Source organism: Ornithinicoccus halotolerans, from assembly GCF_009602535.1.
GTDB classification, from domain to species: domain Bacteria; phylum Actinomycetota; class Actinomycetes; order Actinomycetales; family Dermatophilaceae; genus Ornithinicoccus; species Ornithinicoccus halotolerans.
The window spans coordinates 1-15,540 of sequence record NZ_WIQI01000072.1 but is presented as its reverse complement, the minus strand read 5'-3'; the positions used below and the strand labels follow the sequence as shown (position 1 = coordinate 15,540).

The following is a 15,540-nucleotide window of genomic DNA, read 5'->3' as shown; positions in this document are numbered from 1 at the left end:
GAACGCCCGCAGCACGTCGGGCAGCGCGCGCCGGGCGCGGAGACTGAGGTCGGTGGACTTGCGCTCCCAGAGGTCCGTCATCACCAGGTCCACGGTCCCCGGCGACACCCGCGCCGGGCCCAGGTTGAGGAAGCCGCTGTGCAGCCACACCAGCAGGTCCGCGGCGTCCGCCTCGTGGCCGTCCGGCTCCCAGTGCCACCAGTCGCTGTCCAGGAACTCCTCGACCAGCGCCTCCTGCTCCTCCTCCGACGCCGGACCCGGGTAGCCCTGCCCGCCGGCGGGAAGCTGGCCGGTCAGGTGCTCCAGCAGGGCGAGGCTGCCGGGCCAGCTGTCGGACTCCGGCCGTGGCCAGAGCCGGAGCGAGCGGGCCACCGCCGGCGTGAGCATGGCGTGGGCGTCGGCGGTGGCCAACGGACGCACGCTCAGGTGATGGCCCTCCTGGGAGCTCTCCACCGCATCGGTGTAGTAGGAGGCAGCGGCCGGGATCGAGAAGCAGTCCCGCACGGCTCCGCCGAGGTTGTGGTCCACCAGGGTCACCAGGCAGGCCAGCTGCCCTCCTGGGAGCGAGACCTCCAGCAGGATGTTGTCCGCGTCCCGGAGCGGATCGGTCGACAGGTACCCCCCGGTGACCGTGATGTCGTCGAGCCGCTGCAGCCACGCGGGGCCGCGGGCCGCCCGACCGGCCAGCCCTCGTCGGATCCGGCGGGCGAGGCCGGCGTCGGAGGTCAGGTGGGCGACGACACGGCACAGCACGTCCGTCTCCCAGGTGTCGACGGCGAGGAAGGTCTCGACGAGCTCTCCCAGCGTCGGCTCAGCAGCGTCCGGCCGGCCGACGTGGTCGTGCAACCGGGGGTCGGCGGCGCTGATGATCTCGCTGACGCCCGAGAGGAGCGTGATCGGGTGGGGGTCCGCGCACAGCTCGCGCACCCGTGCCGGGATCGACCCCGGACCGTCCAGCTCATCAGGGCCCGGGCCGGAGGGACCCACGACGTACAGGTGCGGCGGCGCGTCAGAACGCCGCCGGCGTCGCCGCCGGGCGTTCTTCTGAGCGCGCCGCTGACTCATCGCCGACCACGGTAGCCGCCGCAGCGCCTGCGGGCGCCCCGAGACGCTACCGCTGGTAACCCAGCGCCGGACCCAGCCACTGCTCGGCCTCGGTGACCGTCCACCCCTTCCGTGCGGCGTAGTCGGTTACCTGGTCGTGGCCGATCCGACCGACCGCGAAGTAGCGCGCCTCCTCGTGCGCGAAGTACAGCCCTGACACCGAGGAGTTGGGCGTCATCGCGTACGACTCGGTCAGCGCCATCCCGGCCTCCTCGGCGCCGAGCAGCTGGAAGATCGTGCGCTTCTCGCTGTGATCGGGCTGGGCGGGGTAGCCGGGCGCGGGTCGGATGCCGGCGTAGCGTTCCCGGATCAGGTCCTCGTTGGACAGCGCCTCCCCGGGGGCGTATCCCCACAGCTCGGTCCGCACTACCCGGTGCAGCCACTCGGCGAACGCCTCGGCCAGCCGGTCGGCCAGCACCTGCACCATGATCGCCCCGTAGTCGTCGTGCTCCTCCCGCAGCCGGTGTGCCAGCTCCTCGGCGCCGTGGACGCTAACCGCGAACGCGCCCACGTGGTCCTCCGCGGGGGCCACGAAGTCGGCGAGGGCTGCGTACCCGCCTTGGGTGCGCTCCCGCTGCTGGCGCAGCGTATGCAGCCGGCAGCCGCCCTCGGGCAGGTCAACGACGATGTCGTCCCCGTCCCGGTGGGCCGGCCACAGCCCGACCACGCCCCGCGGGTGCACCAGCTCCTCGCGCACCAGCCGGTCCAGCCACCACTGGCCGTCGGCCAGCAGCTGGCGGGCCTGCTCGCCCGCCTTCGGGTCCTGCAGGATCCGCGGGTAGGAGCCGCGCAGCTCCCAGGCGGTGAAGAACGGGGTCCAGTCGATCACCGGCAGCAGGTCCGACAGCGCCGGGTCGATCCGCTTGCGCCCCAGCCACCGCGGCGCGGGGGGTGGCGTGCTGACCGCGCGCGTGGACGACCGGGCCTCCGCCAGGCTCACCAGCGCCTGCTGCCGGCCCTGGTGCCGTTCGCGCAGCTCGCGGTACTGGGCGGTGACGCGCTGGCGGAGCTGGCTCTCCCGGCTGATGGCGTCGCCGACGACACCGACCGCACGGGAGGCGTCGGTGACGTGGACGGCCGTGCCCTCGTAGGCCGGGGCGATCCGGACCGCGGTGTGGGCCGCGCTGGTCGTGGCCCCGCCGATGAGCAGCGGGGTGCAGACGCCGCGGCGGGTCATCTCGGTCGCCAGCGCCACCATCTGGTCGAGGCTGGGGGTGATCAGTCCGGAGACGCCGATCACGTCGGCGTCCCACTCCGCGGCGGTGTCGAGGATCGTCTCGGCGGGGACCATGACGCCCAGGTCGCGCACGTCGTAGCCGTTGCAGGCCAGCACGACGCCGACGATGTTCTTGCCGATGTCGTGCACGTCGCCCTTGACCGTGGCCAGCAGCACCCGGCCCTTGGTCCGGCCACCGGTCTCCGCCGCGGCCGCCTCCAGGTAGGGGGTCAGGTGGGCCACCGCCCGCTTCATGACCCGGGCCGACTTCACCACCTGCGGCAGGAACATGCGGCCGCTGCCGAACAGGTCGCCGACGACGTCCATGCCCGCCATCAGCGGCCCCTCGATCACCTGCAGCGCCGAGCCCAGCTCCTGGTAGGCCTCCTCGGCGTCGTCGACGACGTGGTCGGTGACGCCGTGCACGATGGCGTGCCGCAGCCGGTCGGCGACGGCCGCGTCGCGCCACTCCGCCCGGTGGGCCTGCCGGCTGTCCTCGGTGCGGCCCTTGTACTGCTCGGCCAGCTCGATGAGCCGGTCCGTGGCGTCCGGCCGGCGGGCCAGCACGACGTCCTCGACGGCCTCCCGCAGCCGCGGCTCGATGCCCTCGTAGACGCCGAGCGTGCCGGCGTTGACGATCCCCATGTCCAGCCCGGCCCGGATGGCGTGGAAGAGGAAGACCGTGTGCATCGCCTCCCGGACCGGGGTGTTGCCGCGGAAGCTGAACGAGACGTTGGAGATGCCGCCGCTGACCAGGCACCCCGGCAGGTGCTGCTTGATCCACCGGGTGGCCTCGATGAAGTCGAGGGCGTACCGGTCGTGCTCGCTCATGCCGGTGGCGACGGTGAGCACGTTGGGGTCGACGATGATCTCGCCCGCGGCGAAGCCGGCCTGCTCGGTCAGCAGCCGGTAGGCGCGGGCGCAGACGTCGACGCGGCGCTGCAGGGTGTCCGCCTGCCCCTCCTCGTCGAAGGCCATGACCACCACCGCGGCCCCGTAGCGGCGCACTGCCCGGGCGCGCTCGAGGAATGCCTCCTCGCCGTCCTTGAGCGACAGCGAGTTGACGACGCCGCGCCCCTGCAGGCAGCGCAGCCCGGCCTCGATCACCTCCCAGCTGGAGGAGTCGACCATGACCGGCAGCCGGGAGATGTCGGGCTCGGCGGCCATCAGGTTGAGCAGGTGCGTCATCGCCTCGACGCCGTCGAGCAGTCCCTCGTCGACGTTGACGTCGATGATCTGCGCCCCCGCCTCGACCTGCTGCCGCGCCACCCGGAGGGCGGTGTGCCAGTCACCGGCCATGACGGCCTTGCGGAACGCGGGGGAGCCGGTGAGGTTGGTGCGCTCGCCGACGTTGACGAAGTTGACGTCGGGGGTCAGGGTGAACGGCTCCAGGCCGCTGGTCCGCAGGTGCGGGCTGCGGGGCGGTGGGGTCCGCGGTGGCAGGCCGCGGACCGCCTCGGCGATTGCGACGACGTGCTCCGGCGTCGTGCCACAGCAGCCGCCCACGACGTTGACCAGCCCCTCCCGGGCGAAGTCCGCGAGGGTCGCGGCCATCTGCTCCGGCGTCTCCTCGTACTCGCCGAACGCGTTCGGCAGGCCCGCGTTGGGGTGTACCGACACCCAGGCGTCGGTCTCGGCCGCCAGCTCCCGCAGGTGTGGCCGGATCGCCTCGGGGCCCAGCGCGCAGTTGAGGCCGACCGAGAATGGCCGGCCGTGCTCGGTGGAGACCACGAACGCCGTCGGGGTCTGCCCGGACAGGGTGCGCCCGGAGGCGTCGGTGATGGTGCCGGACACCATCACGGGCAGCCGGAAGCCGACCTCCGCCAGCACGTCCTCGATCGCGTGCAGGGCGGCCTTGGCGTTGAGGGTGTCGAAGACGGTCTCCACCAGCAGCAAGTCGGCGCCACCGGCGACCAGGCCCCGCGCCTGCTCGGCGTAGGCGGCCCGCAGCTGCTCGTAGGTGACGGCGCGGAAGGCGGGGCGCTCGACGTCCGGGGACAGCGAGGCGGTCCGGTTGGTGGGGCCCAGCGTGCCGGCCACCCAGCGCGGCCGGCCGTCGCGGGCCTCGAACTCGGCCGCGACCTCCCGTCCCAGCCGGGCCGCGGCCTCGTTGAGCTCCGGGACCAGCCACTGCGTGCCGTAGTCCGCCTGCGCGATCGCCGTGGACGTGAAGGTGTTGGTGGTGGTGATGTCGGCGCCGGCCGCCAGGTAGGAGCGGTGCACCTCCCGGACCACGTCCGGTCGCGTCAGCTGCAGCAGGTCGAAGTTGCCCTGGTAGCCGCGGTCCGGGTCGGCGCCCCGGAACCGGAAGTCCGCCTCGGTCAGCCCCCGCCCCTGCAGCACCGTCCCCCAGGCCCCGTCGAGGACCAGGATGCGTTCCCGGCAGCTGCGCTCCAGCGCTGCGAGCCGGGCCTCGCGGGACGTCGTAGGAGCACTCATCGCGCCATCACCTCGCCGGCCGTGGGCACCGGGGCGCTCCGGCGCTGGCCGAGCGCGGCGCGGCGCTCACCGAGCTGGCGGGCCAGCCGCACCGAGGCGTCGATCTCGGCGCGCCGGATGGACACGCTCTCCACGTTGAAGCCGTACCGGAGCCCGAGCCGCTCGCAGGCGGCCGCCAGCTCGTGGGCCACGGCCAGGCACTGCGCAGCGGAGACCGCCACGGGGTCCTCGGCGCGTTCCAGCTCCTCCCGCATCCATCCGGGCAGGTCGACGCCGAGCCAGTTCAGGAACGCCAGTGTCCTGGTCGAGCCGCACACCGAGAGGGTGAACACCACCGGGGCGGGCGCCACGCCGGCCTCCGAGCAGGCCTGCCGGTAGTCGGCGGCCAGCTCCGTGGCGGCGCCCGTGTCGTAGACGATTTGGGAGACGAAGTAGGAGCAGCCGGCGGCCTGCTTGGCCAGCATCCGGCGGTGCTCGTCGCCCCGGCGTGCGTGCCGCTCCGGGACGGCGACGCCGCCCAACGGGACTGCCGGTGCGGTGGCGCGCCACAGCGCGTGGGCCTGGGTCAGCGAGGTCCGCACCGGTTTGGTGCTGGAGGAGGCGCCCACCAGGACCGTCCCCACCCGGTCCGGGTGCTGCGCGCGGAGCCAGCGGCCGAGTGAAGCCTGGTCGTACTTGCCGACGCACCGGTAGACGACGACGGGCCGCTCCCAGTCCTGCAGGTGCGCGGCGGCGAAGCCGCCCGGGTCAACGGTCGGCAGGTAGGGGAAGGGTCGCTCGGCGCCGTTGCGGTCGCTCTCGTCGTCGATGTCGTAGAGGATCAGCGCGTCCAGGTCCAGCGGGCGCAGCCGCTGCACGGTGACGTCGGCCACCCGCTGCCGGTCGGCCGCGGAGGTGGACGCCCGGGGCGGGGTGATGCTGAACAGCAGCACCGGCCGGTCCGGACGGCCCAGCCGCTGGCCCAGGCCGGCTGCCCCGCTCACGCGACCTCGCAGCCCTGCGGCGCCTGGGCGTGGGCGCTGGCGCGGTCGAGGGCCGCGCGGACGTCACCGGCCAGGTCCTCGGCCGCCTCGATGCCGACCGACAGCCGCAGCAGGCCGTCCCCGATCCCGGCGACGGCGCGTGCCTCGGGGGTCATGGACGCGTGCGTCATCGTGGCGGGGTGGGCCACCAGGCTCTCCGTGCCGCCGAGCGACTCGGCGAGGCTGAAGCATCGCAGCCCGCTCAGGAACGCCCGCACCGCCGGCTCGCCGCCGCGCAGCTGCAGGGCGAGCATGGCACCGAAGCCGTCCTGCTGGGTGGCCGCGACCTCATGCCCGGGGTGGTCCGGCAGCCCGGGGTAGTGGACGGCCTCGACGGCCGGGTGGCCCAGGACCGACTCCAGCACGGCCGCGGCGTTCTCCTGGTGCGCGCGCACCCGGCAGTGCAGCGTCCGCAGCCCCCGCAGCGTCAGGTAGGAGTCGAACGGGCTGCCCACGACGCCGAGGACGTTGGCCCAGTGCTGCAGCAGCGCGTGCAGCTCGGCCGTCGCGGCGACCACGGCGCCACCGACGACATCGCTGTGTCCGTTGACGAACTTGGTCGTGGAGTGCACCACCAGGTCGGCGCCGTGCTCGATCGGCCGCTGCAGGACGGGGGAGAGGAAGGTGTTGTCGACGACGACGAGGGCCCCGGCGGCGTGCGCCTGCCGGGTCACCGCCGCCAGGTCGGTGATCCGCAGCAACGGGTTGGAGGGCGTCTCCAGCCAGACCACGCGGGGCCCGGTGGGACCGGACAGCGCCGCGCGCACCGCGGCCGGGTCGGCGAAGTCCACCGTGCGGTAGCGGAGCTGGCCGCGCTCTGCCAGCAAGTCGAACAGCCGCCAGCTGCCGCCGTAGCAGTCGTGCGGCACCAGGATGGTGTCCCCCGGCCGCAGCAGCGCGGTGGTGCACAGCGTGATGGCCGCCAGGCCGGTGGCCGTCACGGTGGCCCCGTGCCCCCCTTCCAGGGTGGCCAGCGCCTCGCCCAGCAGGTCCCGGGTGGGGTTGCCGCTGCGGGTGTAGTCGTAGCGGCGCGGCTCGCCGAAGCCCGCGAAGCTGAAGTTGCTCGACAGGTAGAGCGGCGGGACGATCGCGCCCTCGCCCGGGTCGGTGTCGATACCTGCGCGCAGGCCCCGGGTGAGGCGGGAGATGTCGGTCATGGGGTGACGCCTTTCCCAGGTCTCTGGCTGCCTGCCAACGGCTGCGGCCACCGGAGAACGGGTGCGTCACGCGGGCGACGGGTCGTCCGCGCGCTCCATCTTCCGGCCGTCCCGGAGGACACCGCAGGAGTTGGCACCTTTCCCGCGGGTTGCCCCGCGGGCGGCTGCCCCGGCGTCCTCGGGCCTGTCCCTCAGCCGGTCGTGATGGATGTGCTGCGCCAACATAACGCATCCGGCGAGTGATGCCCAGCATCACCCGGTGGCCGGCCGCACCGTGCTGCAGGATCTTCGCCGCGTGGTGGGGACGGCAGCCGGGGGCCGGTCGCCGCTACGGTGGGCTCATGAGCACCGACAGCACGCAGGCACCGGGCCCGGAGCAGGAGGTCCTGCGGATCTGCCAGGACCTGATCCGCATCGACACCAGCAACTACGGCGACGGGTCCGGCCCGGGGGAGCGGGCCGCGGCGGAGTACGTCATGGGCCTGCTCACCGAGGTCGGTCTCGAGCCGCAGCTCACCGAGTCCGAGCCGGGCCGGGCGAGCGTCGTCGTCCGCACCGAGGGGCGCGACCGCAGCCGCCCGGGCCTGGTGCTGCACGGCCACCTGGACGTGGTTCCCGCGCTGGCCGAGGACTGGTCGGTGGACCCGTTCGCGGCCGAGCTGCGCGACGGCATGGTCTGGGGCCGCGGCGCGGTCGACATGAAGGACATGGACGCGATGCTGCTGGCGAACGTGCGGCACCTGGCCCGCACCGGCCAGCAGCCGCCGCGCGACATCGTGTGGGCCTTCTTCGCCGACGAGGAGGCCGGCGGCGTCAAGGGCGCTGGGCACGTCGTCGCCGAGCACCCGGAGTGGTTCGAGGGCTGCACCGAGGCGATCAGCGAGGTCGGCGGGTTCTCCATCTCGGTGCCGGACCAGGCGACCGGAGCGCCGGTCCGCGCCTACCTGCTGCAGACCGCCGAGAAGGGCATCGCGTGGCTGCGGCTGCGCGCCCACGGGCGGGCCGGACACGGCTCGGTGCCCAGCGACGAGAACGCCGTCGTGCGGCTCGCCGAGGCCATCGCCCGCATCGACGCCCACCCCTGGCCCCGTACCTACATCGCCTCGGTCACCGAGCTCTTCCACGGCCTGGCCGGGATCACCGGCGACACCGTCGACGAGCAGGACCTGGAGCCGCTGCTGCGCCGGCTCGGCGGGGCGCGCCGGTTCGTGGAGGGCACGCTGCGCGACACCTCGACCTTCACGATGCTGTCCTCGGGCTACAAGCACAACGTCGTCCCGCAGACCGCGACCGCCAGCCTGGACTGCCGCTTCCTCCCCGGCCACGAGGAGGAGCTGCTGCAGACCGTCGCCGAGCTGGCCGGTGAGCACGTGGAGGTCGAGATCGTCCACAAGGACGTCGCGCTCGAAGCACCCTCGGAGGGCGAGCTGGTGGACTCGATGAAGCGGGCGCTGCTCAAGGAGGACCCCGGCGCCCGGGTGCTGCCCTACTGCCTCTCCGGGGGCACCGACAACAAGCACCTGTCCAGACTGGGGATCACCGGGTACGGGTTCGCGCCGCTGCGGCTGCCCGAGGAGCTGGACTTCGTCGGCATGTTCCACGGCGTCGACGAGCGGGTGCCGGTGGACGCCCTGGAGTTCGGCACCCGGGTGCTCGCCCGGCTCATCGAGGACTGCTGAGCCGCAGCCGGCCCGCCGTCAGGCGGTGCGGCGCACCCGGATGATCTTGCGCCGCAACCAGGCCCGGCGCACCCCGCCCCAGTAGAGGCGCACCCGGTACAGCTCCCAGTGGCCGTACTCGGCCTGCTCGCTCAGCGCCTGCCGGACCGCCGACCGGGACTCGCCGCGGCCGAAGGTCAGCACCTGGTACTCGTACTCCACCATGGGCTGATGCTGGCCCCGCCCGGGCCCGGGTGTCCACCCGCCGCACCAGCGGATTGGGGAGGCGCGCTGACGGCCGGACGCGCTACCGTCGGCCCCATGACCGCCGACCCCCGGGCCGCGCTGGCCGCGTTCGTCGCCGCGCTCGAGGCCCACCTCGAGCTCTCCGCCGTCCGCCGCGGCGAGGACGACCCGGCGGTGCTGGCCGCCTACGAGAAGGTCGCCGACACCTTCGTCGCCTACGACGACGCGCTGCTGGCGGCCTACGGCGAGGTCACCCCGCTGGACCTGCCCGACGAGGACGACGATGACGACGCCCTCGTGGACGAGGCCGAGCTGGCCGAGCTCGACGAGGACGAGGACGACGAGGACGGGGACTGGGACGAGGACAACGACGAGGACGGGGACGACGAGGACGGGGGCGACGAGGACGGGGACGACGACGAGGACGACGGGGACTGGGACGACGACTACGACCTCGACGAGGACGACGACGAGGAGGGCGGTTCCTACGTGGGCCTGGACGTGGAGGAGTACGACGTCGAGGACGGGGCCGGCGCCCCGCGCCGCTGACCGGTGAGGCTGGGCGTCACCACGGGGCTCTGGGGCAGGGGCCGCGACGAGGAGCAGCTGGCGCTGGTGCAGCGCGCCGAGGAGCTGGGCGTGCACATCGCCTGGGTTCCGGAGGCCTACGGGTACGACGCCGCGACCGTGCTCGCCTGGATCGGCGCCCGGTGTGCCCGGATCCGGCTGGGCGCCGGCGTCCTGCAGATCCCCGGTCGCACCCCGGCCATGACCGCGATGACCGCCGCCTCGCTGGACGGGCTCAGCGGCGGCCGCTTCGAGCTCGGCCTGGGGGTGAGCGGCCCGCAGGTCTCCGAGGGCTGGCACGGCGTCCGGTTCGCCCGGCCGCTGGCGCGCACCCGCGAGTACGTCGAGATCGTGCGCACCGCGCTGGCGCGCCGGCCGCTGAGCTACCAGGGGGAGCACTTCACGCTGCCGCTGCCGGACGGGCCGGGCAAGCCGCTTCGGCTGGCCACTGCCGGGCCGGCCCGGCAGCTGCCCGTCCACCTGGCCGCGGTCGGCCCGCGCAACACCGAGCTCGCCGGTGAGATCGCCGACGGCTGGCTGGGGGTGTTCCTCACCCCCGAGCACACCGCCGAGACCCGCGAGACGCTGGGCCGGGGCCGGGCGCGCTCGAGCGACCCCGACCGCCCGCTGCAGCTGACCGCGACGGTGCCGGTCGCCGTGGGGGACGACGTCGCCGGCTGCGCGGACCTGGTCCGCGACTACGCCGCGCTGTACCTCGGCGGCATGGGCTCCCGGCAGCAGAACTTCTACAACGCGCTGGCGCGCCGGCTCGGCCACGAGGAGGCGGCCGAGCAGGTGCAGGAGCACTACCTGGCCGGCCGGCACCGGGAGGCGGCGGCCGCGGTGCCGCTGGGCTTCCTGGACGAGACCTCGCTGCTGGGCCCGCCGGCGCGGCTCGAGGAGCGCCTCGGCCGCTACGCCGAGGCCGGGCTGACCACGCTGGCGCTCGCGCCGCACGGCCCGACGCCCGAGGCCCGGACCGCGGCGCTGGAGGCCGCCGTGGCGGCCGCCGACCGCGCCGGGGTGCTCTCGTGACGCTGCTGGTGCTGACCCGGCACGGCCGCAGCAGCAGCAACGCCGACGGGACCCTCGCCGGGTGGACGCCCGGGGTGGACCTGGACGACACCGGGCGGGAGCAGGCCCGGGCGCTGGCGGAACGGCTCGCCGGGGTCCCGCTGGTCGCCGTGGTCAGCAGCCCGCTGCTGCGCTGCCGGCGCACCGCCGAGGCGGTCCTGGCCGCCCGCCCCGGCGCCGGCGGGGGGCCGCCGTTGCACGTCGACGACCGGCTGGGGGAGTGCCGCTACGGGGCCTGGACGGGGCGGCGGATCGAGGACCTGGCCAAGGAGCCGCTGTGGCGCACCGTGCAGGACCGGCCCAGCGCCGTGACCTTCCCCCCGCACCCTGACCACGCCCACGAGTCGCTGCCGCAGATGTCGGACCGGGCCGTGGCCGCGCTGCGGGACTGGGACCAGCGGCTCAGCGCCGAGCACGGGCCCGCCGCGGCCTGGCTGGTCGTCAGCCACGGTGACGTGCTCAAGGCGCTGCTGGCCGACGCGCTCGGGATGGGGCTGGACCGGTTCCAGCGGCTGGTCTGCGACCCCGCCTCGGTCAGCGTGCTGCAGCTCACGCCGCAGCGGCCCACGCTGCTCCGGCTCAACGACACCGCGCGGGAACCGGTCGACCTCTCCGGGCCGGCACGGGCGCTCAGCGAGGGCCGTCACGACGCGGTCGTCGGTGGAGGCTCCGGATCCGGCGAGCGGACTCAGTAGGCTGCCCACCATGCCGGTGATCGACTTCGACCCGCCCGAGCGGTTCATCACCGACACGGTGGGGCCGCCCGGGCAGCGCACCTTCTTCCTGCAGGCCTCCAGCGCCAGTCGGGTGATGAGCGTCGCGCTGGAGAAGGAGCAGGTCCGCCTGCTCGGCGTGCGGCTCGGCGAGCTGCTGGACGAGGTCGCGGCCGAGGAGGCCACGGCCACGGCCGCGGTGGCCGTGGCCGACAACGCGCCGCTGGACACCCCGATCGAGGAGGACTTCCGGGCGCAGAGCCTGAGTCTGGCCTGGGACGCGGGCCGACGGGTCGTCGTCATCGAGGCGCACGAGGACGCCGAGGCCGAGGAGCAGGAGGCACTCGGCGTCGAGGAGGACGCTGCGCCGCTCGGGCTGCCTGGCCAGGTGATGCGGGTGGTGCTCGACCCGGCCCGGGCCCGGGCCTTCGCCGAACGGTGCGCGACCGTCGTGGCACGGGGTCGCCCCAACTGCCCGTTCTGCGGGCAGCCGCTGGACCCGGACGGGCACGTCTGCCCGCGGGCCAACGGGTACCGGCGGTGACCGAGGCCGACCCACGGCAGCGGCCCGGCACTGGGCAGGAGGAGGCGGCGCGGCTGCTGCGCGGTGAGCTGGCCGTCGTGGGGCTGCTGCGGGAGGCCTCCAACGTCACGCTGCGGGTGCGGCTCAGCGACGGCACCGACGCCGTGTACAAGCCGGTGCGCGGGGAGCGCCCGCTGCGCGACTTCCCGCCCGGCACCCTCGCCGCCCGGGAGGTGGCGGCCGCCCAGGTCAGTGACGCCGGGGGATGGGGCCTGGTGCCGCCCACGGTGCTGCGGGAGGGCCCGATGGGAGCGGGGATGGTACAGCGCTGGATCCCGCACGCGGCGGAGCAGCAGGACCGCTGGCTGACCGCGTGCCGACCGGCGGACCTGCCCGCGGGGTGGCTGCCCGTCGTCCGCGGCGAGGACGAGCGGGGCCGGGACGTCGTGGTGGCCCACCCCGACGACCCGCAGCTGCTGTCGGTCGCGGTGCTGGACACCGTGCTCAACAACGCCGACCGGAAGGGGGCGCACCTGCTCGCCGACCCGGACGGTCGGCTGTGGGGCGTCGACCACGGCCTGGTGCTGCACACCGAGCCCAAGCTGCGGACGGTGCTGTGGGGGTTCGCCGGCCGGCCGCTGCCGGCGCCGGAGCGGGACCGGCTGACCCGGGTGCGGGAGGCGCTGGCGGGCGGGCTCGCCGCGGCCCTCGGCTCGCTGCTGTCGGGACCGGAGGTGACGGCGCTGCGGGACCGGGTGGAGGAGCTGCTCGAGGTGGGGCGGCTGCCGCAGCCGCCGCCGGACCGCTACCCGCTTCCCTGGCCGCTGTGGTGAGCCGGTTAGGCTCCGCAGCGTGAAGCCCTGGAGCCTGCCGCCCGTGCCCGTGCTCCCCGGCAGCGGTGGACCGCTGCGACTGCGGGACACCGCCACCGGCGGCGTGCACAGCGTCCACCCGGACAGCGGCCAGGCCCGGATGTACGTGTGCGGGATCACCCCCTACGACGCCACCCACCTGGGCCATGCGGCCACCTACGTCACGTTCGACCTGGTGGGGCGGGTCTGGCGGGACGCGGGGCTGCAGGTCACCTACGTGCAGAACGTCACCGACGTCGACGAGCCGCTGCTGGAGCGCGCCGAGCGCGACCAGGTGCACTGGCAGGACCTGGCCGAGCGCGAGGTGGAGCTGTTCCGCGCCGACATGGCCGCCCTCAACGTGGCGCCACCGGACCACTTCGTGGCCGCCAGCGAGGGCATCCCCGACGACGTCTCGGCCGTCGAGCAGCTGCTGGACAGCGGCGCCGCGTACCGGTTGCCGGTGCCCGAGGGCGAGTCCCGGGACGGGGGGTACGACGTCTACCTCGACGCCACCGCCCAGCCCTCGTTCGGGCAGGTGTCGGGCTGGACCCACGAGCAGATGCTGGCCGTGTTCGCCGACCGCGGCGGCGACCCGGCCCGGCCCGGCAAGCGGCATCCGCTGGACGCGCTGCTGTGGCGCGCCCAGCGGCCCGGCGAGCCCAGCTGGGACGGGGGCGCGCTCGGCCCCGGCCGGCCCGGCTGGCACATCGAGTGCTCCACGATCGCGCTGCGATACCTGGGGATGTCCTTCGACGTCCAGGGCGGCGGCACCGACCTGGTCTTCCCGCACCACGAGTTCAGTGCCGTGCAGGCCACCGCGCTCACCGGCCGGGCCGGGTTCGCCCGCACCTACGTGCACCAGGCCATGGTCGGCCTGGACGGCGAGAAGATGAGCAAGTCCAAGGGCAACCTGGTCCTGGTCTCCCGGCTGCGGGAGCAGGGCGTGGACCCGATGGCGGTGCGGCTGGTGCTGCTCGCCCACCACTACGCGAGCGAGTGGGACTGGAACGAGGAGCAGCTCGCGGCCGCCCAGGCCCGGCTCGAGCGGTGGCGGGCGGCCGTGGCCACCGGCGAGGTTACGGGCGTGGAGGCGTGCCTGCAGCGCGTCCGGCACGCGCTCGCCGACGACCTGGACTCCCCGGCCGCGCTGGAGGCGGTGGACCGGTGGGCCGAGGCAGTGACCCGCGGGCCCTCCGGTGAGGACGCCGGGCACGCGCTGGCGCCGGAGCAGGAGCACCCGATGGCGCGCGCGGTGGACGGGCTGCTCGGGGTCCGCCTCGGCTGAGCGGGCTCAGCGCCGGCCCGGACCGCCGTCGCGGCGCCGGCGCAGGTAGCGCTCGAACTCCCGCGCGATCGACTCGCCGCTGGCCTCCGGCAGGTCGGCGGTGTCCTGGGCCTGCTCCAGGCTCTGCACGTACTCGGCGACCTCGTCGTCGGAGGCGGCCAGCTCGTCGACCCCGCGCTCCCAGGCGCGGGCCTGCTCGGGCAGGTCGCCCTCGTCGATGACGCAGCCCAGCTGCTCCTCCAGTGCCCCCAGCAGCGCCAGCGCCGCCTTCGGGGACGGTGGCCCGCCGGCGTAGTGCGGCACCGCCGCCCACAGCGACATGGTCGGCAGCTCCACCTGCCGGGCCCGGTCCACCAGCACCCCCACGATGCCGGTCGGCCCCTCGTAGCTGCTGCGCTCCACCCCGGTGCGGGTCCGCAGCGCCTCGTCGTCCGAGGTGGCCGACACCGGGATCGGGCGGCTGTGCGGCACGTCGGCCAGCAGCCCGCCGAGCGTCACCAGCAGGCCGACACCGCGCTCCCCGGCGAAACCGAGCAGGTCGGAGGCGAACGCCCGCCAGCGCACCGACGGCTCGATGCCCTGCACCAGGAACACCGGGCGCTGCAGCGGGGTCTCCCGGGCCAGGAACACCCGGGTCGTGGGCCACTGCAGCTGGCGGCTGTCGCCGGAGCCGACCACCCGAGGGCGGTTGACCTGGAAGTCGTAGAAGTCCTCGGGGTCCACGGCCGCGACGAGCTCGGCGTCCCACGACTCGATGAGGTGAGCCAGCGCCGCGGAGGCGGACTCGCCGGCGTCGTTCCATCCCTCGAAGGCCGTGATCACGAGCGGATCATCCAGCTCGGGCACGTCCTCGAGCTCGATCACGGGGTACCACCTCCGTCGCGGGGGAGCTGTCGGCCCCACCTTACGCACGTCGGCCGGGCCACGCCGCTTCGCTGGGAGGAGCCGCTCTAGGATGGCGCGGTGAGCACTCCGGAGCTGCCCGCGGCCGTCCTGTGGGACATGGACGGCACCATCATCGACACCGAGCCGTTCTGGATGGCCGAGGAGACGGCGCTGGTCGAGGCCGCCGGCGGCCGATGGACCCGGGCGGACGCCGAGGAGCTGGTGGGCAGCGAGCTGATGCGGTCGGCACGGCTGCTGCTGGACCGCACCCCGGTGACCGGGACGCCGCAGCAGGTGGTCGACCGCCTCGTCGCCGGCGTCATCGAGCGGGTGCGCACCGAGCGGCCGTGGCGGCCCGGCTCGGTCGAGCTGCTGACCGAGCTGGCCAGCCTGGGGGTGCCCTCCGCGCTGGTGACGATGTCCTGGACCGAGCTGGCGGACGTGGTGGTGGAGGGACTGCCGCCGGGAATCTTCAGCACCGTCGTCACCGGGGACCAGGTCACCCGCGGCAAGCCGGACCCGGAGCCCTACCTGGTCGCGGCCTCGCGGCTGGGCGTGGACCCGCGCCGGTGCGTGGCTTTGGAGGACTCGCCCACCGGGGCGGCCGCGGCCACCGCGGCCGGCGTGCCCACCCTGGGCATCCCGAACGTCGTCGCGATCCCGCCCCGGCCCGGGCTGCGGCTGCTGGACAGCCTCGCCGGCGTGCGGGCGCACGACCTGCTCCCGCTGGCCCGGGACGCCAGGGTCGAGGCCGCCGGCGGCTGACGGCGGCTCAGCTGCCGGGCACCGCCGCGGCC

The 15,540-nt window shown here is 74.7% G+C and carries 14 protein-coding genes and 1 riboswitch; of the genes, 8 read left to right on the top strand and 6 right to left on the bottom strand.

Annotated elements, in window-relative coordinates; translation table 11 throughout:
* The 4 genes from GFJ45_RS11715 to metB form a co-directional block, all read right to left on the bottom strand.
* Nucleotides 1-1,065, bottom strand: a 1,065-nt coding sequence (locus GFJ45_RS11715) for a hypothetical protein (RefSeq protein ID WP_228386921.1), incomplete at its 3' end; no start/stop codon positions are given.
* 46 nt (nt 1,066-1,111) lie between these two features.
* Nucleotides 1,112-4,759, bottom strand: coding sequence for a methionine synthase (gene metH, locus GFJ45_RS11710; RefSeq protein WP_153397411.1), 3,648 nt, complete (start codon nt 4,757-4,759; stop codon nt 1,112-1,114).
* Complete coding sequence (locus GFJ45_RS11705) at nt 4,756-5,742, bottom strand: methylenetetrahydrofolate reductase (protein WP_228386919.1); 987 nt, start codon at nt 5,740-5,742, stop codon at nt 4,756-4,758. The genes metH and GFJ45_RS11705 overlap by 4 nt, the downstream gene beginning before the upstream one ends.
* Complete coding sequence (metB, locus tag GFJ45_RS11700) at nt 5,739-6,938, bottom strand: cystathionine gamma-synthase (RefSeq protein WP_153397409.1); 1,200 nt, start codon at nt 6,936-6,938, stop codon at nt 5,739-5,741. The genes GFJ45_RS11705 and metB overlap by 4 nt, the downstream gene beginning before the upstream one ends.
* A 92-nt stretch (nt 6,939-7,030) precedes the next feature.
* A riboswitch (SAM riboswitch) is annotated at nt 7,031-7,149 on the bottom strand.
* Nucleotides 7,150-7,279: 130 nt separating this feature from the next.
* Between metB and GFJ45_RS11695 the strand changes: the two genes are divergently transcribed.
* Nucleotides 7,280-8,617 carry a M20/M25/M40 family metallo-hydrolase gene (locus GFJ45_RS11695; protein WP_153397407.1) on the top strand — a complete coding sequence of 446 codons (1,338 nt, stop codon included), beginning with the start codon at nt 7,280-7,282 and terminating at the stop codon, nt 8,615-8,617.
* 18 nt (nt 8,618-8,635) lie between these two features.
* Here GFJ45_RS11695 and GFJ45_RS11690 read toward each other — a convergent pair whose 3' ends face one another.
* The gene (locus tag GFJ45_RS11690) at nt 8,636-8,821 is read right to left on the bottom strand and encodes a DUF5703 family protein (protein ID WP_153397405.1); all 186 of its coding nucleotides are present in this window, start codon (nt 8,819-8,821) and stop codon (nt 8,636-8,638) included.
* A gap of 96 nt (nt 8,822-8,917) precedes the next feature.
* On the opposite strand from GFJ45_RS11690, the gene GFJ45_RS11685 reads away from it, so the two are divergent.
* Genes GFJ45_RS11685 through mshC form a run of 6 tightly spaced genes read left to right on the top strand, consistent with a single transcriptional unit; the run spans nt 8,918 to nt 13,858 of the window.
* Nucleotides 8,918-9,391, top strand: a complete 474-nt coding sequence (locus tag GFJ45_RS11685) for a hypothetical protein (RefSeq protein ID WP_153397403.1) — start codon at nt 8,918-8,920, stop codon at nt 9,389-9,391.
* Nucleotides 9,392-9,394: 3 nt separating this feature from the next.
* Nucleotides 9,395-10,444: an LLM class F420-dependent oxidoreductase gene (locus GFJ45_RS11680; protein WP_153397401.1), complete on the top strand. Its 1,050-nt coding sequence runs from the start codon at nt 9,395-9,397 to the stop codon at nt 10,442-10,444.
* The gene (locus GFJ45_RS11675; RefSeq protein WP_153397399.1) at nt 10,441-11,178 is read left to right on the top strand and encodes an MSMEG_4193 family putative phosphomutase; all 738 of its coding nucleotides are present in this window, start codon (nt 10,441-10,443) and stop codon (nt 11,176-11,178) included. The genes GFJ45_RS11680 and GFJ45_RS11675 overlap by 4 nt, the downstream gene beginning before the upstream one ends.
* 10 nt (nt 11,179-11,188) lie before the next feature.
* Nucleotides 11,189-11,740, top strand: coding sequence for a DUF3090 domain-containing protein (locus tag GFJ45_RS11670; protein WP_153397397.1), 552 nt, complete (start codon nt 11,189-11,191; stop codon nt 11,738-11,740).
* The gene (locus GFJ45_RS11665) at nt 11,737-12,552 is read left to right on the top strand and encodes an SCO1664 family protein (RefSeq protein ID WP_153397395.1); all 816 of its coding nucleotides are present in this window, start codon (nt 11,737-11,739) and stop codon (nt 12,550-12,552) included. The genes GFJ45_RS11670 and GFJ45_RS11665 overlap by 4 nt, the downstream gene beginning before the upstream one ends.
* 19 nt (nt 12,553-12,571) lie before the next feature.
* Nucleotides 12,572-13,858, top strand: coding sequence for a cysteine--1-D-myo-inosityl 2-amino-2-deoxy-alpha-D-glucopyranoside ligase (gene mshC, locus GFJ45_RS11660; protein ID WP_153397393.1), 1,287 nt, complete (start codon nt 12,572-12,574; stop codon nt 13,856-13,858).
* Between the two features lie 6 nt (nt 13,859-13,864).
* Here mshC and GFJ45_RS11655 read toward each other — a convergent pair whose 3' ends face one another.
* On the bottom strand, nt 13,865-14,722 hold the full coding sequence (locus tag GFJ45_RS11655; protein ID WP_153397391.1) for a PAC2 family protein: 858 nt from the start codon (nt 14,720-14,722) through the stop codon (nt 13,865-13,867).
* A 99-nt stretch (nt 14,723-14,821) separates the two neighbouring features.
* Here GFJ45_RS11655 and GFJ45_RS11650 point away from each other — a divergent pair, with 99 nt between their 5' ends.
* Nucleotides 14,822-15,508, top strand: coding sequence for an HAD family hydrolase (locus tag GFJ45_RS11650; protein WP_228386918.1), 687 nt, complete (start codon nt 14,822-14,824; stop codon nt 15,506-15,508).
* Nucleotides 15,509-15,540: the final 32 nt, after the last annotated feature.

Bases quoted from the DNA above. Each gene is read 5' to 3' on its own strand.
- GFJ45_RS11695 (WP_153397407.1), top strand. From the start codon at position 7,280: ATGAGCACCGACAGCACGCAGGCACCGGGCCCGGAGCAGGAGGTCCTG.
- GFJ45_RS11685 (WP_153397403.1), top strand. From the start codon at position 8,918: ATGACCGCCGACCCCCGGGCCGCGCTGGCCGCGTTCGTCGCCGCGCTC.
- metH (WP_153397411.1), bottom strand. From the start codon at position 4,759: ATGAGTGCTCCTACGACGTCCCGCGAGGCCCGGCTCGCAGCGCTGGAG.
- GFJ45_RS11690 (WP_153397405.1), bottom strand. From the start codon at position 8,821: ATGGTGGAGTACGAGTACCAGGTGCTGACCTTCGGCCGCGGCGAGTCC.
- GFJ45_RS11670 (WP_153397397.1), top strand. From the start codon at position 11,189: ATGCCGGTGATCGACTTCGACCCGCCCGAGCGGTTCATCACCGACACG.
- metB (WP_153397409.1), bottom strand. From the start codon at position 6,938: ATGACCGACATCTCCCGCCTCACCCGGGGCCTGCGCGCAGGTATCGAC.